The organism is Mycoplasmopsis columboralis (assembly GCF_900660675.1).
GTDB classification, from domain to species: domain Bacteria; phylum Bacillota_I; class Bacilli_A; order Mycoplasmatales; family Metamycoplasmataceae; genus Mycoplasmopsis; species Mycoplasmopsis columboralis.
Map to the genome: position 1 here is coordinate 671,821 of NZ_LR215039.1, position 20,234 is coordinate 692,054.

A 20,234-nucleotide genomic window follows, 5' to 3' on the forward strand; every position below is an offset into this window, starting at 1 on the left:
ACGAAACAATTCAACTCTTTTTGGTTATTATGGAGAAGAAGCTCAGGAAAAACACAAAATAAGACAGAGTTGAAAGGAAAGAATATCTCTACTTAATAATTTTGAAAAATACAAAGAATTTTCCTCTTTATTTTCCAAAATGTTTGACTGTAAAACACATGGTATAGAAATAACTTACATGAAAATTACCAACCATTTTCCTGACTTAAAAATCCCCTCTTTAAGAACAGTTTTTAATTGAATAAATTCTGATTTATGAGTGGTTAAAAGATCATATAGACTTAGAACTTTTTACAAAAAAGGAAGAAAAAGAGAATTATCTGTTACTGATAGATTGGTAGGGAAAAGATGAATTAGACCTTACTGATCTAGACCCGAAGAAATTAATGATAGAAGAATATTTGGTCATTGAGAAATTGACTTAATCGTCGGAAAATACGGCAAAGAAAATGAACATTTATTAACTTTCGTGGAACGAAAAACACGATATGGAATTATTAAAAAAGTTAAATCTAAAAGCGGTTGAGTTATTAACAAAGTTTTGCGAGATTTAATAAAAGAATATCAATTAAATGTTAAATCAATAACAACTGACAACGGGTTTGAATTTTATTATTTACTTTGCATCGCTAATAAGTTAAAAATATATATTTACAAAACTGACCCTTATGCTTCCTTTCAGAAAGGAACTATTGAAAACTTCAATGGAATGGTAAGAAGATTTTTCCCGAAAGGAACAAATTTCAACAAAGTAACAGATGAAGAAATATTTAATGTTCAAACCAAAATAAACAGCTGTCCAATGAAAAGTTTTGATTGATTTTCAAGAGATGAATTATTTTTCAACTTAAACTACTATAAAGAAAAATGAAATCCTATTAACCCAGATGAACAGCTTTATGAGTGAAAACCGAGAAAATGACCTAGCAACACAAAGCGAAATAAATTTTTTAAGAATCGAAAATAGCATTCTGTTAAAAAAGCACGCAATTTAGCGTGCTAATTTTATAAAAATTCGTTGCGTTTAAGATTGCAATGTGGGAATCGCCCGGTATTTATGCTAGGCGATTTTTTCATTATTTTTCATTTGTAAAAGTTCTTCTTGTTTTTGAGCTTTGTCAAAGAATGCGTGTTCGATTTTTTTACTTCATGTTAATTTATTATTATCAATATTAGGAAGAGTTTTATACATATATCTTCAAGAAATGACAAACAAAATAACAGCAGCCACTAAAGCATTAACAATAAAAGTTGATAGTATTATTTAGTTTGCCACATCTACACTAGAGGTATTTTGGTATCCTAAGGTAGCAAAACCAAAACCAATTGGGACAATAACAATAAATGTTATAAAGTTTTCTAATGCGGTTGCAAAAAGTGATCTTTCAATACTGTTGGTGCCTTGAAATGCTAGTATTGAACAAATGGTCATAGAGGTTATTACAATTCTTAAAGTCATAACCCTAATAAAGTTTGCTGTTTGTGGAATGAGTTCTTTGTCCACATTTAAAGCAATCATTCATAAATTATCAGCTGTTAGCGCAATAAACACATAAATAACAACAGCATAAATTATAGAAATTAAAATAACTCATTTATATACTTCTTGAGAATGTTTGAAATCTCTTCGAGTGTAATTGTACGATAATAAACTACGGGCTCCATCGCTAATTCCAAATACTGAGATTAAAAATAAACTAATAATTGGAGATGTTTTTGATCAATAAAATTGGTAATGTCCAGGATCGGCAAACACAGTTTTGGTAAGTACAATGTTTAGAATAAAAAATGAAAAGGCCACCCCAAAGGTTCTAATAAATCCACCTAATCCTAGTGAAAAAATAGGTCCTAAAAGATCTTTATTAAATTTAAAGAACCATAAATCTTTTAAAGACATTAGAACAAGTTTTTGTTTGTTTTTAATTCATACATAAATTACAAATGAGACCAAGTTAAAAGTTCATCCAATGATTGTAGCAACCACCCCGCCAAGTAATCCCATTTTGAAAACAATAATAAATAAAGCGTCTAAAGCAATATTAATTAAGTTAGATGTAATGCTAATTATCATTGTGTAAGCATTAAATCCTTCTGCTCTAATAAAGTATGAGAAAATAGCCACTAAACCTTGCAAAATAGTTCCGGCTGCATAAATATAAATGTATTGTTTAGCTCAATGAACACTTAAACTAAACGCTCCATCATAATAGTCTTGCAATCTTTGTAATTCATCAGAAGTTAATACTCCGTTAATGGTATTTGGATCGGTGTTAATGATAGTTTTACCTGCCAGTAAATTAAGCACTCCGCTAGCTGTTAAAATAATGACAATAAGTCCTGCACTCAAACAAAAAGCAGCAGTAACTCAAAACATACTTGCTCATAAGTTTTTAGCTGTATGATTGAGTTTTTTAGATAAACACTTAGTGTAATATACCGAAGCTCCTACAGGTACTAAAAAGACAATTGAATTTGAAAAAATAATTAACGGTTGTGTGGCAGCATTAGAAGTGGATACAACTGAGTTAGCAGTAATTTGTACTATTTTAGATACTTGTGCAATGGAGTTATATTTGTTTAATAAGTAAGTGTAATCTTGTAGAGAATATGTATTTATTGAAGGGAGGTATTTACTAATTTCCCCAACCTGATTGTTTGAAAGAATTATTTTAGTGTCTGGAACAAATTGTTGAATAAAAACTTGATCCATGAATGAATATAATCCAATCATAAAAGCAATCATTAAACTAGGGATAACAACAATTCAAATAGATTTGGAAATTGGAGTTCTGGCAAATAATTCTTCAGCCCGTGAATTTTTATTTGTTTTAGCTTTCATCAATTCCTTTCTTTTATGAAACATTATAGAACTAAAGATTAAAAAGCAAAATAAATAATAAAAATAACAAATGAAAAGAAAATGTGGAAAATTTTTCATAAATAAATTGATTTTGATCCTGAAAATGTTAGAAGAGTTATAATTATTATGCAGGAGAAACATTTCCCTGCAAAAAAATAACATTTTATGTAAAGGACAGAAACATGATACATGCTCCAATTTATGATGCCCAAATAACCCAAAAGGCAAAAAACGATCCAAAAACATTTAAAGATCTTATGCTAAATTATTCTAAAATCAGCGATAGTCATCCGCTTAAAATCGCTTTAAAAGCCTCTTTAAGTGATTTGTTTTTAACCAAAGAAAATCAAGAACAATTTCAAAAAACAAAAGAAGCTTTTGAAAAGTTTGATTCTATGTATAAAAAAAATAACATAGAAATCACTAAAAAAGAATATTCAGTTTTAAAAAAAGAACTAAAAGTTAGTCAAACAGAAAATAATTTAAAAGAAATAAATAATTTTGTAAACACTTCATTCTGAGAAGATTCAGAGCGAACATTTCATTATTTTGTTGAAAATGTAGCAAGATATAGAAAAGTATGAGGCGAAATTTTCGAATTTGCTGGAAATTATAATGAATTTTTTACCTCAAAACTTTTAGAAGTTGTTTCCTCTGCCGGAGAATTTGTTAGTTCTATAACAGAAAATGGAGGAAACGATTTTATAGATAAAGTTCATTCAGGATCTCAGATTGTCGAAGCTTCTGCGAAAGCTGCTTCATTTATAAATGAAAAATTTATTTTACCTACTTTAAGAAACTTACAGTATGGTTTCAGTTCTGAGGGAGAAGAAATAGCATATTTAGCAAGAGCAATTAGAGAAGACAAAGACGTATTCAAAGTATATGCCATTTCTTATAAAGCTTATAAAACTTGACAAGCTAAACCTTGATATATATTATGAATTTCGGGCACTATTTTAAAAAATAACTTGTGAAACATTTTCAAAAATAGTGAAGATGAAATTCAAAAAGCTACAAATAAGTGGCAAGATTACAAGACACAACAATACTATGAAGAAATGCTAAGAAAATACAGACAGGAAAATGGAGGTTATTAAAATGATCCTCTGCACAACTAAAACAATTCAAACATTCAAAATTTTGACACTTTCTATTTTAATAATTGGGTCTATAACCATGAGTATATTAAATGGCCCCTCAACCGTAAATTTCCCAACTGGTAGGTGATTTGAAGATGCAACTTTTGTTATTATGATTCTCCTAATTCCGTTATGATTTTATCTTTTAGTTAAAAGCATATTAGTTACTATTATTTTGAGAAAAAAAGATCGTTCAAATTCATTTTTAAAAAAAGTAGTATCAATAATGAGTTTCAATTTTAAATCTCAGGACAATATATTATTTTTAACAAATTTAGATACTGTAGAAAAAGTGCATACTTATTTATCAAATAAAAAATTATGGCCATACATCATTAAAACTATCATTTTTGGATTGATTTTTGTACTTTATGTTTTTTGAGTTTTTATAGGAGGTTTTGGAGTTTTAGTTACATCTAGCGAAAAATTTAAAGATATTCCAAAATATAAAATTTTTATAGCTTGAATACTTACAGGTGTTATTCCTGCTGTGTTCATAGTTACAACTATAGTTAGATATTCGTTTATTTTTGTGATCAAACATAGAAAAGAACTAAGTGAAGATCTTAGAGAAGTCAAACTTTATAAAAGATATTTACTTCTATCTTTGAGATTTTTCTCACTTAGAAGACTTTCAAGAAATCTATATTCATTAAAATAAATGCAAGACGAAAAATTAATTTCCACACTTTGTAGAGATTGCAACTTAGTATGTTATGGAAGTTCTGTTTACGACTTTTATGGCATAGAAAGAATTACTAATAACAACGACATAGATCTTGCAGGCGAAACTCTTTGTTCGGAAAAAATTTCAAAGAACTTTAAAAATACGAAGATCATTTATTCTGATAATAATTTTGAAAAACTTTTAATTCAAAATAAAAGTATTGAAATTTTTCATACAACAATTATTCCTAATAAATACATAAAAGAATACAACGGTATTAAAATTCCCGAATATTCTTGAAGCTTGATTTCAAAAATCTTACAATTTTTATATTTTTCTATCAACGAATATGGAACGGACAAAACAAATAAAGTTTATAAGGATTTATGTAATTTAGCAACTTCAAAATCAATAAATTGATTTTCGTATAAAAAAAACGAAATAGAAAAAATTACTATCTTATCTTTAGTGCAATCATGTTTCTATTGACATTTTTCTCCTGACAAAGGAATAAAAACAAAATTTGAATTAAGTGATTTAAAAAGACTTGAAAAGTTATTCGATTTTAACAGAAACAAAAAACTTAAAAAAGTGTTAAAAACAATTTATCTTTCTAAAAAGATAAAGGAAGTGAATCATAAAATAAGAGATTCATTAATAAATAAAAATAGAATCTATAAGAGATTTTATAAATTTAATAAAAATAGCGTCTTTAATCCAAATGACAGATATATAACATTCGATAATAAGAATTCTTTAGGAAATTATTTTAGCGAAATGAATATAAACAAAAAATATAAATTTGTTTTTGATCACTTTAACATTATTAAAGACAAATCGGAAACAGAAATAAATTTGAAAAATTTAATTTTGTTAGAAATTTTCAATGACAAAAAATAAATACTGAAATAACAGTATTTATCCCAGAATGCAATTCTAAACGCAACGCGATTTTGTAAAATAAAATCGGGTTGTTTTTTTATATAAAAAAACCTCCCACAAAAAAACCGGATACACAGGAGGTTATATAAATAATACCAAATTAAATCTTTCACAACGGATTGCTATTGAAGTTCTACTCAAAAAAACAACTTTATCTTTAAGCGAAATAGCATTAAAAATAGGAGTAAATAAATCAACAATTTCTAGAGAAATACGAAACAATTCAACTCTTTTTGGTTATTATGGAGAAGAAGCTCAGGAAAAACACAAAATAAGACAGAGTTGAAAGGAAAGAATATCTCTACTTAATAATTTTGAAAAATACAAAGAATTTTCCTCTTTATTTTCCAAAATGTTTGACTGTAAAACACATGGTATAGAAATAACTTACATGAAAATTACCAACCATTTTCCTGACTTAAAAATCCCCTCTTTAAGAACAGTTTTTAATTGAATAAATTCTGATTTATGAGTGGTTAAAAGATCATATAGACTTAGAACTTTTTACAAAAAAGGAAGAAAAAGAGAATTATCTGTTACTGATAGATTGGTAGGGAAAAGATGAATTAGACCTTACTGATCTAGACCCGAAGAAATTAATGATAGAAGAATATTTGGTCATTGAGAAATTGACTTAATCGTCGGAAAATACGGCAAAGAAAATGAACATTTATTAACTTTCGTGGAACGAAAAACACGATATGGAATTATTAAAAAAGTTAAATCTAAAAGCGGTTGAGTTATTAACAAAGTTTTGCGAGATTTAATAAAAGAATATCAATTAAATGTTAAATCAATAACAACTGACAACGGGTTTGAATTTTATTATTTACTTTGCATCGCTAATAAGTTAAAAATATATATTTACAAAACTGACCCTTATGCTTCCTTTCAGAAAGGAACTATTGAAAACTTCAATGGAATGGTAAGAAGATTTTTCCCGAAAGGAACAAATTTCAACAAAGTAACAGATGAAGAAATATTTAATGTTCAAACCAAAATAAACAGCTGTCCAATGAAAAGTTTTGATTGATTTTCAAGAGATGAATTATTTTTCAACTTAAACTACTATAAAGAAAAATGAAATCCTATTAACCCAGATGAACAGCTTTATGAGTGAAAACCGAGAAAATGACCTAGCAACACAAAGCGAAATAAATTTTTTAAGAATCGAAAATAGCATTCTGTTAAAAAAGCACGCAATTTAGCGTGCTAATTTTATAAAAATTCGTTGCGTTTAAGATTGCAATGTGGGATAAATACTGAAATAACAGTATTTATTTTTTGTCTTTTGTTTGTTGAAGGGTTTTATTAACTTTTTCAAGCAGTTTTTCTAAGGAATTTTCTAAGTTATCTAAGTTAGTTTCTGTAAGCTTAAACTCCTGTTTTTCATGTTGTAAAGTTTCTTGATCAAACATTTTTTTGTTATCAAAGGAATCTTCAACATCTTTGTATGATTTTTTGATTCTGACTTTGTATAAATTATCAATGTTAATTTCAATTAACTCTGGATCGGCTTTAGAAAAAGAGTATTTTTTAATGGGGTCTAAGAAAGTATTGCCTAAGGTATTTTTAATTAAAAGCATGTCATTTTCGCGAGTTGGATATATATCTGAAATGACAAAATCTTGCTTTTTAAATTGGTCTTTAAAAATTGCTTTTCCTTTAATATTTTTAGGAACATAAGGAATTTTTTTAGAACGCATTTTCTTTAAGAAACCATCATCAGTAATAAAGGTAATTACATCATCAGAATAAGCTAATGTAAAGTTGTTAACTACATCACTTAATGAGAGATAAATTCCTTTATTTCCTTTAGCTTTAGTTCCGTATACTCCAAGTTCATTTTCAGAATATTTACTTGAAAGACCGCCTTTAGTGATAATGATGATATCTTTTAATCCATTACTGAAGCAAGCATTAACAACAGTGTCAGTGTCGCTTAAAGCAATAGCAGTATAAGTTTTATTTAAACGAGAAACTTGGAAAGCTTTTAAAGAAGTCTTTTTAAACATCCCTTCTTTGGTTCCTAATACAACAAAAACATTTGAATCTCAATTAGCAATTTCCATTATTGAAACAATTTCTTCATTGGGTTTAGTGTCCACAAAATCTGTTAAATGCATTCCTAAGTCTTTTCATTTACATTCTTGGATTTGATATACAGGAATGATTGCGTAGTTACCAAAGTTGGTAATAATTAAAAATTGATTGAGTGTATTGGCTTTTTCGTAATGAATTAAGTAATCTTCTTCTTTTAAGACGTAATTTGAAAAGTCATTAGAATCAGCAACGCGCTGAGAAATCCTTTTCAAATATCCGTGTTTTGAAATTCCTATAATCACTTCTTCAGCTTTAATTAAGTCAGTTTTTTGATAATTGAATTCGTATTCATTTTCAACAATTTGAGTTTTTCTAGGAGTAGCAAATTCTTTTTTGATGTCGTTTAATTGTGCGATTATGAATTTGTTAAAATCTTTTTCATTGCTTAAAAGATTTTCAATTTTAGAAATTTCACTTTCTAAAAGTTCTTTTTCTTTTAAAAATTCTTCTTTATCTGTTTTGCTTAAACGATAAAGTTTCATTTCCGCTATAGCTGTAGCTTGATTAAGTGAAAGATCAAAGTTTTTTTGTAACGCTAAAATAACACCAGCTTTTGAGCCTTCAGCCTTACGAATAACGGCAATAACCTCATCGGTAATTTCAGATACTTTAATAAATCCTAAAACTAACTCTAAGCGTAATTTGTTTTTATGCAAATCGTATTGTAAGGTTTTGGTTTTAATATCTTTGATATGTAAAATGTAATGACCAAGTAAAGTATTTAAATTAGCAGTAACAGGTGAATTGTTTAAAATAACGGTGTTGTTATAGTTATAAAATACTTGCAGTGAAGTTTTTTGATACAAGTATGAAATAATGCTTTTTTCGTTTGCATCTTCTTCAAGAGTGATTAAAATACTAATCCCATCACGATCAGATTGATCTTTTACTTCGATAAAACCATCAATTTGCTCATTTTGTGCTAAATTTTCTATTTCATACACTAGTGAGGATTTTACCACCCCATATGGAATTTCAGTAATTTCTATAAACTTGTTTTTACCTTTTGAATAAGTATTGTATTTACTGAACAAACGAATTTTTTCTTTATTATTTTTACCGCTTTCGAAAGCTTCTAAAATTCCCTTGTTTCCATAAATAATTCCCCCGGTAGGAAAATCAGGACCCAATACTATTTGAGAAAGTTCATCAAAAGTAAGTGAAGGTTTCAAGATTTTAGCAATTGTTGCATCAATTATTTCTCCTAAATTGTGAGGAGGCATTTCTGTTGCCATCCCAATAGCAATACCTTTAGCTCCGTTAATTAGAAGGTTTGGTAAAATTGACGGAAGAACTTCAGGTTCAATTTCTGAGTCATCAAAGTTTGGAATAAAAGCGACAGTATTTTTCTTAATGTCACCAAGTAAGTAATTAGCAATTTTTGCCATTTTCACTTCAGTATAACGCATAGCAGCGGCAGGATCATCATCAATAGAACCAACATTTCCGTGCATATCTAAAAGTGGAATGTTCATTTTTCATCATTGAGACATATTAACCATTGCTTCATATACTGAAGAATCACCATGTGGGTGATATTTACCAATAACATCTCCAACAATACGAGCGGATTTTTTATATGCTTTATCATTGGTCAAGCCTAAAGTATGCATTGCATATAAAATTCTTCTTTGAACTGGTTTTAAACCATCACGCACATCTGGTAGGGCTCTTTGTTGAATAACGTATTTCGCATATCTTCCAAATCCCTTTTCCATTAATTTATCAACTGAATTGTTAATGATTTTCTCAAGTCTCTTATTAATTGCCATATGTAATTTAATTTTACTTTAAAGTATAAAAAATAAAAGCATTCCAAGAATGCCTTCATAATTATTAAACAAGAGAAATAGTTGCATAATGAAGAGTTTCGCCATCTTCAGAGTATTGAATTTTAACTGTGCTTGGAGCAACTTCAACTTCCTCACTTCCTATTGAACCACTTTTGATGAATACTTTAAGTCCCTTAGTAGATATTGAGCCATCTTTAGCGCTAACTCCGTGCAGTTGAGTTGTTCTTTCAGGAATTGTAAATGTAATTTTTTCTCCAATATAAGTTTTATCGTATACATAATATTCGTTTAATTTTCCTCTTGATAAAGAAATACTAAAGTACACATTGTTTTTTGGATCTTTTTCTTTATGAGCTACATAAGCTTTTAGAGCATCTAAACTATTTGGAGTAAACACAATTGTGGCTTCTTGTTCATTAGCTGAATTTGTTTCAACGGTTTCATCAGTTTGAGTTGAATTATCTGAAGAGCCAGTTTCATCTGAAGTTGTATTTGTGTCTGAAGTAGCATCAGAATTATCTGTTGAAGCTGAATTATTGCTATCATTTGTTGTTTCTGAATTAGAATCAGAATTTGAATTTAGTTCAGTACTTTTTTGTGAAATCATTAAATCAACATTATATACTTGCCCGTCTAAAACATATTGAACCACAATATATCCTTCTTTTACAACAACAGGATCAATTGTTCCTTCTGGGAAAGCGAAATTTCCTTTATAAACTTTAATTCCTTTGGTTGGGCTCACACCATCAGATTTCATTCCACTTAATGCAGGTGTTCCAGCAGGAACGGTCAATAAAGCAATATCTGATTGGTAGAAGTTATATGAATTTGAACTTGAATTAAAATATAAACTAATATATGGTTTTGAATCAGTTGCTTTTTCTAAATGTTTAAGCAATTCATCTTTATTTGCAATTGTAAATTCAATAGCGGGTTGTTTAGGTTGAGAAGGTTGTTCCGGTTCTTCGGCTGTAGAACCGTTTGTATTTGATTGATCACCAGAATTTGTATCAGAATTATTTGAAGTATTGTCAATTGGTTCTGTAGGTTGAGCAAGAAGTCTTAAGGCTGCAATAGTAGGATCGACAAATTTACCTAAACCTTCTTTTTGTTTATTTGTTAGAGTTTGTAAATTTTTGTACTCTTCAAGAATTTCAATAAATTTAGAAATGTAATTTTCTGGATCTTGAGTAGCTTTTGCTGTGAGTTGTTTTTGTCAATAATTTTGAAATTCAGCAGATAAACTTGCTTTCTGTTCATCGGTAGGATTTGAATTCGCAATAATATCAATAAAAGCTAAATAATAATTTTTTAGATCATCTCATGATGGATTCTCTTTAGCATAATCACTAAGCTTTTTATTTTGAGTTTTTTGTTCCTCTTTTTTATTACATGAGATAGCAAGAGCAACTGGCAAAGTAGTCGCTGAAAAGATTGTAAGCGTTTTAAAAAGTTTCTTCATAAATAAATTCTCCTTAATTAATTCATAAGACTATTATAAAAAGAAAGCACATAAAAATCCAAAACCGAGAAGATTTTTTCAGTTGCGAAAATTAGGAAAATCAAGAGAAAAATTTAGATTTTTTTCAAGTCTCAAAAATAAAATTCCAAGATTTTTAAAAAAGTAAATTCGCACAATTTTCGCATAGTAAAGTCTTTTCAAAAAAGTCTAATTTTTTATTATAAATGTATATATAAATTATCCAAGGAAAAAGAGTTTTTTCATATTTTTTTCATATATTTTCCATATATTTTCCACATTTTCTAAATAAATTAAATAAGTCAATAAAAAATATGTTTGACCCCGAAATTCCGTGGATTAAGTTGTTTTATTTGTTTTTAATTTATATAAAAAATATATAATTAGAATATACATATTACAGCCAAATGTAAGGAGACATATGACTAAAAAAGAATTTATTGCTGCAGTAGCAGAAAAAATTGAAGTAGCTCCAAAAGAAGTTGACAGAGTTTTTGATGCTATGGTTTTTGTTCTTAAAGAACAATTAATCACTGAAGATAAAATTCAATTGTCACAATTAGGAATTTTCTCTACAGCAATTAAACGTCCACGTAAAATTGTTAATAAATTTGCTAAAGAACAAAGCGAAGGAGAACTTAAATTTGTTGACATTCCACAAAGACGTGTTATCAAATATAAACCTTCTAAATACTTACGTGAATTAATCGATTTTAATTAATCAATAAAATTTAAATATCCTGGAAACTCTAAAGTTAATTCTTTGGAGTTTTCTTTTAATCATTTTAAATTCACCGAAGATTGTTTTTTGTATACAGTAACTAATTTGTCAAATGTGATTTTAAAAAACAAATTATAAAAAGACATATATAAAATAACAAATGAGATTCCTTTTAACTGATTAATGTGTTGCAAATATTCAAATTGGTGTTCTTTAATTTGATTAAGATAAAAAGCATCAGAATCACAGGTTTTAGCTTCAAAACACATAAACCGACCGTCATAATTAATTCCGACATAATCAACAGTACTTTTTCCTGTGATTTGAACTGAATTAGCATTCAGTTTGTTATTTTGTTTTTGAATCGATGCGAATTTATAAGGTAAAAGTTTCTTTTCTATAAATGCTAAGTTTTGTTGTTTTAAAAATTCAATTGTGTTATTGATAATTTGTTCAAGCAGCATTCCTTTATTTTTATTCATATTTAAGTAATAGCTTTTTTAAGTGAAATAAAAAAATAAAGCCGAAGCCTTATTTAATAACTTTCATATTCATGTATGGAACAAGAACCTCAGGAACATCAATTGTCCCATCAGGATTTTGGTAAATTTCTAAAATAGCAGCCACTACTCTATCTACTGCAAGAGCAGAACCGTTCATAGTATGTGCGTATTGACTTTTTCCTTCGGAGTCTTTGTAGCGAATCATTGCTCTACGGGCTTGAAAATCTCCCATATAACTTACTGAAGAAACTTCTCTATAACGTTGTTCGCTAGGTAATCAAAGTTCTAAATCAATTGTTTTTCTTGAACCAAATCCCATATCTCCAGTACATAATAATAATTCACGGTAAGGAATTTGTAATTTTTCTAAAACATCTTTTGCATCTTCAAGCATTAAATTAAATTCTTTTAGAGCGTCTTCTTGGGTTGTAACTTTAACAAGTTCAATCTTTTTAAATTGGTGTTGTCTTAAAATTCCTTTAGTGTCCTTCCCTGAGCTTCCTGCTTCACTTCTGAAACATTCTGTGTAAGCTGTAGCTTTAAAAGGAGTGCTTAAATCAACAATTTCATTATTGTAATAATTAGTCAATGTCACTTCAGCGGTAGGAATTAAATAAAAATCATCTTGATTTAATTTAAATAAATCTTCTTCAAATTTTGGTAATTGCCCAGTTCCGTAAAGAGCTTTAGATTTTACAAGCACAGGAGTAATTAATTCTGTATACCCCTTAGAAGTGTGCAAATCAAGCATAAAATTAATTAATGCTCTTACTAATTTAGCTCCGGCATTTTTATATGCCACAAAACGAGAACCGGATAATTTAACTGCTCTTTCAATGTCTAAAATATCTAACTTTTTAGCAATATCATAGTGAGTTAATTGTTCTTTAACTAATCCTCTTCCCAAATTCGGGTGTTCAGCTAGCACAACATTTTCTTCTTCATCTTTTCCAAAAGGAATTTCTTCTAATGGTAAATTAGGAATGCTTAATGCTAAAGATTCAATTTTTTCATTTAATGCTTCAGTCTCTAAACTAAGTTTAGTTTCTTGCTCTTTGATGCTGTTGATTTGTTGTTTAAGTTTATCTAATTGTTCAGGTTGATTTTTTAAAGATCCGAATTGTTTAGATAATGTTGAAAGTTCAGCTTTTTTGTTTTGAGCTTCAAACATCAATTTTCCACGTTGAGTTGCCAATTGCAAATATTGATCATAAATTGAAATGTCAAACCCTCTTTTTTGAAGTAATTCGCGTACTTTTTCTGAGTTTTTTAATACATATTTTATATCTAACATAATACCTCGTTTATATACGCAAAATTATACACTGTTTGTTTAGCCCTGAATTAAATTATGATAATATTTTTAAACATTCAAGAACTTTTTAAGTGCGTAAAATATGGATAAAAGTTAAAAAAATAACGAAAAAACTTTTTGGATCTATTTGCTATAATATAAATACGTTTATTTTAAGTATTATAAAGGAGGAAATATGAGCAAAAGAACATACCAACCAAACAAACGTAAACATGCTAAAGTTCACGGCTTCAGAGCTAGAATGAAAACAGCAAATGGTAGAAAAGTATTAGCTAACAGAAGAGCTAAAGGTAGAAAATATTTAACAGTTTCAGATAAATAATTCAAATGAAAAAAGAGAATCGACTAAAGAAAAATTGAGAGTTCAATGAAATTATGAATCTCAAAAAGCAATTTTTGAACAAATACCTTATTGTGTATTATCAAAAATCGAATTCTTTTAAAGTTGGTTTTACAGTTCCTAAAAAATTTGCAATTGCAGTAAAAAGGAATTTTTATAAAAGACAATTACGAGCTATTGTTCAAAGTACCGATTTACATTTGCTAAATTATAAGTTTGTAATGATAGTACGTAAAGATTTTATAGAGGCATCTTTTGAAGAAAAAGCAACCGCTATAAAACAACTATTTGAAAAGTTTAAAAATGAAAAGATCAGAAAAATTTAATTATTTTACTCAAGATAAAGATCCTGTTGAAAAAAGAAAAAAACTCCTAAGAAAAATTTGAAAGTGATTTAAAGTCACAATTCTAGTTTTAATTTTAGGAACTACTTTAACAGGGTGCGTTCAATCTTTTGTTTTGAAAACTTCAAATAACACTGGTGCGGGATTTGAGTTCACTAGATCAAGAGAACATATTGGTCCTAAAGTTACCGTGTTGCAAGATGAGTCAAAACAACTTGAACTACCTGCTTCAGGAAATGAAACTGAAACTACAAAAATAAATATAAATACCTATAAAGTTAATACAAACGTTAATCCATATATTTCAGATGAAACTGTTTTAAGTGGAATTAGAAAACAATTAAATGGTGAAAGTGGACATTTAGGATACTACGGAAGAGATAATTCTTATTCTTCTGCAATTGTTTTAAATAATGACTTATCCACTGTTTATAACAAAAATAATAAATATTTAGTAGCAGCAATTCGTTCACAAAAAGCAAGTGCTGCTGAATTACCTGATTATGAATTTGTTAATGATATTAAAGACATTTACTTCTTTAATTATTATTATAATTGAGCAAGTTCAAACAGAACATTCATTAAATATCTAAAAACAGAAGTCAAAGACGGTGAAACAGAAACTAACACCACAAATGCTTCAGAAGCATTAAAAGATGGACTTATTTCTGTTACTTGAGTATCTGGATTATCAAAAGTTGCTTCATATACTGATGAAAAAATTTCAGAAGTGACAGCTGATACCGATGCTGAAAAATACCAAAAACAACAAAAACTTTTACTCAACCAATTTAATAGAGACGTTTTACAACTTTTCTATGACAAAACATTCTCTGCTGATTCTGATTTTGTTAAACATCTTGGTAAAGATCCTTCTTTATTTTTAAAAGAAAAAATTGATCAAGCTAAACAAAGTGTAGCAGAACATAAAAATGTGTTATTTACTTTAACCGCTAAAGAAGAAGTGTTATTGAAAAAATATATCGAGTTAATGAGTTCATGATTTGCTCTTACTGGATATTTATGAACCGAAAATAGCGTTGTGCAATCTTCTCAAATTGTTGAAAGTGCACAAGATACAGATGCTGTTAAAGCTTCAGAATACACTGAAAAATATAATTATGATAAAAACTTAATTAAAATTGGAGAACCAGTTAATAAACTTGCTTTCCAAGATAATACAACATTACTTAATGTATCTTCATGAGGACAAGCTTGAAAATATGGACCATTTTATGGTTTCTTCGTGTATCCAACTGCTTTCGTAATTAACGAAATTTCAAGAGGAATTGGTTCATTAAGTGGATGAGGAACAATTATTGTTTTATTCATCGTAACCATTTTAATTAGATCAGTTGTTTTTGGACTCACATTTAAGTCAACTGCTAAGATGTCAGCTCAAGAAGAACTAAAATCAAAAAGAGCCGCTATTGAAGCTAAATATGTTGGTTTTGAAAATAATAAAGCTATGAAAGCTCGTAAAGCACAAGAGCTACAAGCATTGAACAAAAAATACAACATTACATTCTTTGATACTGTTGGGTCACAATTTATGACATTGCCTATTTTCATTACCATGTGACGGGCAATTCAAATTATTCCTTCAATTAAATCAACTCAATGACTTGGAATTAACTTTGGTTCAACTTCATATCAAAAAGTTGGTGAAGGTCAATATGTGTATTTAATAGTACTTATTTTAGCTATTTTAATTCAACTTATTTCTTCTCTTTTACCTATTTTATTAAATAGAAAAAGATTTAAAGAAAGAACCTCAATCGCGCAAAGACAAGCTCTTAAAAAACAAGAGAGAACACAACACATCATGGTTATTGTGTTTACCTTATTTGTAATTATGTTTACCGCCGGAGTTCAAATTTACTGAATTTTCACAGGTATTTTTACAATTATTCAAACACTTGTGATGTGAAGAGTGAAAAAAACACAGTGATTTAAAGAACGTTATTCTCTTAAAGCTCTCGCTCGAAAATAAATCTAATTTATTAAAATGCATAAAATCCCTTTACAATTTTGCTTTGTAAGGGATTTTTTATTCCTAAAAGTACAAAAAAGCATCTTAATCCAAGATGCATTATTAGAAAAATTTTGAAAAGATTTTACAGAAAGGGTTAATTTATAGCGGGCAATATTTTAAAATTTTCCAAAAAAGAAATAAAAAAACAGCAACTCCCTATTTTCACATTTCTGCTATCGTCGGCACTAACGGGCTTAACTACTGAGTTCGGAATGGATTCAGGTGATCCCCGTTGCTATAATCACTGTGATTAAAGTATAGCACAAAAAAATAATTTGTAAGAAAATTTTTTAAATTTTTTTCAATGATTATTTAATTACCTTCTTGATATAATAAAACAGTAATATAAAAAAATAGAAAGACGTTATGGAATGAGACTTTAAAAATTTAAAAGTAGGACAAATGGTAGACGTCCAAGCTTATAAATTTAATGGATTTTTATATCGTCAATGAAATTCGGCTAAAGTTATTTTTAATAATTCAAGACATATTGTGCTATTTTTGTGTAATACCAAAGTAAGCGAATATGAGAAAAACTTAAACCGTTGAAAATACACTGAAAATGCTTTATGATTTATTCCGAAAAACTCATATTTTAATGCGATTTTATTGCTTAAAAAAAATACCGGAATTTATCATTATATAAATATTGCTTCCAAACCGATTTTTGAAGATGGAACCATTAAATTTATTGATTTTGATTTGGATGTTAAATGTTATCCAGAAAAAGAACTTCAAATTGTCGATCGTGATGAATTTGCAAAAAATATTGTGCAAATGAAATATCCAGAAAATCTAAAAAAGATCGTATTTGAAGAATTGAAAAACATTGTTTCATTATATACTGACTACGCATATTTTTTCAATCCTGAAATTTTAGGATATTACTTAGATATTTTAGTCAAAGATAAACTAATTGAAAAACGCTTTTATGACAATTTTATCAAGCGAAATGTTCAAAAATATAATGAAGAATTTGATATGTTTTCTGATTTAATGAAAAAATAAAGAGATTTAAAATTTTATATTATAATATGAAAATACATAAGAACATTTAAAGTTACCTTTAAATGTAGTTAAACATTATAAATATATTTATTAATATTAAGGAGTACTTATGGCTAGAGAAGGTTATACATTGGCTTGCACCGAGTGCAAAATGGAAAACTACATCTCAAAGAAAAACAAAAAAAATCACCCTGAGAGAGTAGAATTATCTAAACACTGCTCAAAATGCAACAAACACACAAACCACAAAGAGAAAAAATAAATTCCAATTCAGGAATTTATTTTTTTTGCTTTGACAATGAGTATAAAACTCCTTTTGTTACCATTGAAGAACCTACATGAAAATTAACTGATTTAAAGAAATTCTGAAGATCTTTTTTAATTAATTCTTCGTTTTGTAAATCTCCACCAGTAATGTATACATCTAATGTGCCTCTACCTATAATTTCGATATTTGAAAATATATGCGTAATAATAAATCCTAAAAACATATTATATGCCCCGCTATTTAAAGCCTCTTGAGTATTTGTTCCCATTTTATTTGAATAATCGACTCGATAGTTTCACTCACGATTACCTGAAGAAGATTTTTTTAGCTTGTTTTGCAAAGCATCAAAACTTAGTCCAATTCCTGGAGCAATTGAAGTAGCTTCAATGGTTTTGTTATAAATTTTAATTGCAACGGATGCTGTTCCGAACATAAATGCCATGCAATTATTACTTTCAATAGAAGCATAAGAAGCTAAAGCCAAAATATCTAAACCATAATTTTCTTTAGGGAACTTTGTTTGTATATATCTAAAATCATCATGTGACATTGAAAAACCACTTTTAATTCCAAAGTTATAAATTAAAATATTTTCAATTTTGTTTTCATATAGTTTGGAAGGACTCATTATTACAAAGTGGTCTTTGTCGCCTAAATTATTATTTTTCATTCACTTATCAAAAGCTTTTACTGCTTTTTGAAGATCATCAATTAATAATTGAGAAGAACAAATGATTTCTTCTTCAATGGCGTCCATATCAAAATATCCTAATTTAACATGCGTACCTTTTATATTAGTGTTTCCAGCATCAATAATTACTAATCTATTCATATTTTATCTAACACATCCTTTATTTGTTGAGCTAACTCATGCTTATTTAAATTTTTAAATTCAAGTGGCGAATTATCTTTAACAACAATATAACCACTACTGGTGTTATTAGCTAGTGAAGAAGAATCGTTTATTACAATCATGTTTAAATTTTTTGAAGTAAGTTTTTTAAGTCCATTATCTAAAATATCATTTGTTTCTAGAGCATAACCAACTTTGAGTTTTTGTGGATACCTATGTGAAATATCCTTTAAAACATCACGACCAATTTGATATTTAAAATCAACTGGAGCGTTCTTTTTGATTTTATGCTCCTGTGATTCAAAAATTAAATCACTAACAGCACATAAAGAAATAAAGCAATCATTGTTTACAATATGTTCATCAACTGCCTTATAGTATTCATTTACACTAGAAATGTTTACGACTTTCACATGAGAAGGAATGTATTCATTTAAGTGAGGCAAGTTACCGTTAATAACAGTAACATCATATCCTTCACTTAGAGTTTGAATTAAAGCTAAACCGCTTTTTCCGCTTGAATGCACAGCAACGCTACGAACAGGATCTAATTTAACTTGAGTATAACCAAAAGTAAGAAGAATTTTTTTGGGGTTTTTGTTTTCTAAAAAATCAATTACTGCTTGTGGTTCTACTACTCTTCCAATTCCGATTTCTCCATCTTTAAGCAGTCCTTTAGCAGGACCTAAAAAAATGGCTCCTTGTTGTTTTAATTTTACAATATTTGCCTGCAAAAAAGGATTATGATACATTTTAGTGTTCATAGCAGGACAAAAAATAGTTTTGTCAAAAGGAGCAACGCTCATCACTGAAGTTATAAAATTATCAGCAATTGCATTAGAAACTTTTCCTATGGTGTTAAAACTTGCTGGATAAACAATAATTCTATCTGCTCATTTAGGGGCTTCTATATGCACAGAAGTAGCGTTTTCATATCATTTAAATTCTAATGAATTCTCAAAGATGTGTTTTGGTACAAAATTATGTGCTGATTCTGAAATAGCAACTCTAACTTCGTGATTGTTTCGAATTAATAAATCATATAGTTTTTTAGCTTTAATTGAAGCTACACTTCCAGTAATTAATAATAAAATCTTCATAGTTACTCCTTGCGATGTAATATAATTTTACCACTATGTTTATACCTAAAAACCTATTAATAATGAGAGGTGCTCTTGAAAAAACCAAGAACTAGATTAACAACTTCGGTTATTGCTTATTTAGCATTTTGATTAAGTTTATTTATTCTATTTACTTTTAGCAACATCGGAATTATTCCTTTAGGACCAGTTAGTTTAAACTTAGTAACTTTTTTATTGGTTCTATGTTGTGCTCATTTAGGTTTTCGTGGTGGCTTTTGAGGTGGTGTTTTTTTAGGTTGTTGTTCTTTTTTTGCTGCTATAGTATTTGGAAGAGTTTTGTTCCAATATCCACTTATTTCGGTGTTACCAAGAATACTATTGGGTCTAGTAGTGTTTTTATTGATGAACATAGCTGAAAATACAATTAAGAAAATTAAATTAAAATCAACTAAAAAATCTTTTGTTGGAGCAATGACAATTTTAATTTATTTTTTTGTAGGGTCTTTTAGTGCACTAGCAAACACCTTACTGGTAACTGCTGGAGTGTTCTTACAACAAGGACTTTTTGGCGATAATTTAATTCCTTTTGATAAATGGGTTTTATTAGTTTGAATTAATGCTGTTTTAGAATTTTTTGCAATCGGATTAATTACAGCTATGTCTTCATTATTTTTGTTTTGATTAGCTCAAAAACGGAATGTGTGATTTACTCATAAAAACAAGTGATAAATATTGCTTGTTTTTATTTAACTTATTTTAGAACCATTATAATGCT

At 28.2% G+C, this 20,234-nt stretch carries 18 protein-coding genes, 1 rRNA gene and 2 pseudogenes; 13 read left to right on the forward strand and 8 right to left on the reverse strand.

Going from position 1 to position 20,234, the window contains the following annotated elements; genetic code table 4:
- Window positions 1–139 precede the first annotated feature (139 nt).
- A complete protein-coding gene (locus tag EXC45_RS02675) occupies window positions 140–967 on the forward strand; it encodes an IS30 family transposase (RefSeq protein ID WP_223213880.1) in 828 nt (275 codons plus the stop codon).
- 93 nt (window positions 968–1,060) lie between these two features.
- Here the strand turns inward: EXC45_RS02675 and EXC45_RS02680 are convergent.
- Window positions 1,061–2,839: pseudogene (locus EXC45_RS02680) on the reverse strand (MATE family efflux transporter).
- A gap of 203 nt (window positions 2,840–3,042) precedes the next feature.
- On the opposite strand from EXC45_RS02680, the gene EXC45_RS02685 reads away from it, so the two are divergent.
- From EXC45_RS02685 to EXC45_RS02700, 5 genes and pseudogenes are all read left to right on the forward strand, one after another.
- Window positions 3,043–3,960: a hypothetical protein gene (locus tag EXC45_RS02685; protein WP_036435176.1), complete on the forward strand. Its 918-nt coding sequence runs from the start codon at window positions 3,043–3,045 to the stop codon at window positions 3,958–3,960.
- Entirely contained in the window at window positions 3,947–4,663 is a 717-nt protein-coding gene (locus EXC45_RS02690) for a hypothetical protein (protein WP_036435179.1), read from the forward strand. The genes EXC45_RS02685 and EXC45_RS02690 overlap by 14 nt, the downstream gene beginning before the upstream one ends.
- Entirely contained in the window at window positions 4,664–5,569 is a 906-nt protein-coding gene (locus EXC45_RS02695; RefSeq protein ID WP_036435182.1) for an MAG4530 family protein, read from the forward strand.
- A 142-nt stretch (window positions 5,570–5,711) separates the two neighbouring features.
- A pseudogene (locus EXC45_RS04125) lies at window positions 5,712–5,822 on the forward strand (helix-turn-helix domain-containing protein); the annotation flags it as partial.
- A 141-nt stretch (window positions 5,823–5,963) separates the two neighbouring features.
- Window positions 5,964–6,791, forward strand: coding sequence for an IS30 family transposase (locus tag EXC45_RS02700; RefSeq protein ID WP_223213880.1), 828 nt, complete (start codon window positions 5,964–5,966; stop codon window positions 6,789–6,791).
- 97 nt (window positions 6,792–6,888) lie between these two features.
- Here EXC45_RS02700 and EXC45_RS02705 read toward each other — a convergent pair whose 3' ends face one another.
- Together EXC45_RS02705 and EXC45_RS02710 are read right to left on the reverse strand one after the other, a co-directional pair.
- A complete protein-coding gene (locus tag EXC45_RS02705; RefSeq protein WP_036435099.1) occupies window positions 6,889–9,486 on the reverse strand; it encodes a DNA topoisomerase IV subunit A in 2,598 nt (865 codons plus the stop codon).
- 64 nt (window positions 9,487–9,550) lie between these two features.
- Window positions 9,551–10,972 (reverse strand): hypothetical protein, encoded by a 1,422-nt coding sequence (locus EXC45_RS02710; protein WP_036435097.1) that lies wholly within the window; start codon window positions 10,970–10,972, stop codon window positions 9,551–9,553.
- Between the two features lie 439 nt (window positions 10,973–11,411).
- Between EXC45_RS02710 and EXC45_RS02715 the strand changes: the two genes are divergently transcribed.
- Window positions 11,412–11,711 carry an HU family DNA-binding protein gene (locus EXC45_RS02715; RefSeq protein WP_036435094.1) on the forward strand — a complete coding sequence of 100 codons (300 nt, stop codon included), beginning with the start codon at window positions 11,412–11,414 and terminating at the stop codon, window positions 11,709–11,711.
- Here the strand turns inward: EXC45_RS02715 and recU are convergent.
- Window positions 11,708–12,193, reverse strand: a complete 486-nt coding sequence (gene recU, locus EXC45_RS02720) for a Holliday junction resolvase RecU (protein WP_036435092.1) — start codon at window positions 12,191–12,193, stop codon at window positions 11,708–11,710. The genes EXC45_RS02715 and recU overlap by 4 nt on opposite strands.
- Window positions 12,194–12,242: 49 nt before the next feature.
- Window positions 12,243–13,508, reverse strand: a complete 1,266-nt coding sequence (gene serS, locus EXC45_RS02725) for a serine--tRNA ligase (protein ID WP_036435090.1) — start codon at window positions 13,506–13,508, stop codon at window positions 12,243–12,245.
- 196 nt (window positions 13,509–13,704) lie between these two features.
- On the opposite strand from serS, the gene rpmH reads away from it, so the two are divergent.
- From rpmH to yidC, 3 genes are read left to right on the forward strand one after another with little or no spacing between them, the layout of a single operon-like run.
- Window positions 13,705–13,851 carry a 50S ribosomal protein L34 gene (gene rpmH / locus EXC45_RS02730; RefSeq protein ID WP_036435087.1) on the forward strand — a complete coding sequence of 49 codons (147 nt, stop codon included), beginning with the start codon at window positions 13,705–13,707 and terminating at the stop codon, window positions 13,849–13,851.
- A gap of 5 nt (window positions 13,852–13,856) precedes the next feature.
- Window positions 13,857–14,195, forward strand: coding sequence for a ribonuclease P protein component (gene rnpA / locus EXC45_RS02735; protein ID WP_036435084.1), 339 nt, complete (start codon window positions 13,857–13,859; stop codon window positions 14,193–14,195).
- The gene (gene yidC / locus EXC45_RS02740) at window positions 14,173–16,206 is read left to right on the forward strand and encodes a membrane protein insertase YidC (protein WP_129693785.1); all 2,034 of its coding nucleotides are present in this window, start codon (window positions 14,173–14,175) and stop codon (window positions 16,204–16,206) included. Before rnpA ends, yidC begins: the two co-directional genes overlap by 23 nt.
- 185 nt (window positions 16,207–16,391) lie before the next feature.
- Here yidC and rrf read toward each other — a convergent pair.
- Window positions 16,392–16,497: ribosomal RNA gene (rrf, locus tag EXC45_RS02745) — 5S ribosomal RNA — on the reverse strand.
- 117 nt (window positions 16,498–16,614) lie between these two features.
- Between rrf and EXC45_RS02750 the strand changes: the two genes are divergently transcribed.
- Together EXC45_RS02750 and rpmG are read left to right on the forward strand one after the other, a co-directional pair.
- On the forward strand, window positions 16,615–17,256 hold the full coding sequence (locus EXC45_RS02750; protein WP_036434676.1) for a DUF402 domain-containing protein: 642 nt from the start codon (window positions 16,615–16,617) through the stop codon (window positions 17,254–17,256).
- A 109-nt stretch (window positions 17,257–17,365) separates the two neighbouring features.
- Window positions 17,366–17,518, forward strand: coding sequence for a 50S ribosomal protein L33 (gene rpmG / locus EXC45_RS02755; RefSeq protein WP_036434678.1), 153 nt, complete (start codon window positions 17,366–17,368; stop codon window positions 17,516–17,518).
- Window positions 17,519–17,534: 16 nt separating this feature from the next.
- Here rpmG and EXC45_RS02760 read toward each other — a convergent pair whose 3' ends face one another.
- Together EXC45_RS02760 and coaBC are read right to left on the reverse strand one after the other, a co-directional pair.
- Window positions 17,535–18,356 (reverse strand): type III pantothenate kinase, encoded by an 822-nt coding sequence (locus tag EXC45_RS02760; RefSeq protein ID WP_129693786.1) that lies wholly within the window; start codon window positions 18,354–18,356, stop codon window positions 17,535–17,537.
- Entirely contained in the window at window positions 18,344–19,477 is a 1,134-nt protein-coding gene (gene coaBC / locus EXC45_RS02765; RefSeq protein ID WP_036434682.1) for a bifunctional phosphopantothenoylcysteine decarboxylase/phosphopantothenate--cysteine ligase CoaBC, read from the reverse strand. The genes EXC45_RS02760 and coaBC overlap by 13 nt, the downstream gene beginning before the upstream one ends.
- A 75-nt stretch (window positions 19,478–19,552) precedes the next feature.
- Here coaBC and EXC45_RS02770 point away from each other — a divergent pair, with 75 nt between their 5' ends.
- Window positions 19,553–20,188, forward strand: a complete 636-nt coding sequence (locus tag EXC45_RS02770) for a hypothetical protein (RefSeq protein ID WP_036434684.1) — start codon at window positions 19,553–19,555, stop codon at window positions 20,186–20,188.
- Window positions 20,189–20,234 lie beyond the last annotated feature (46 nt).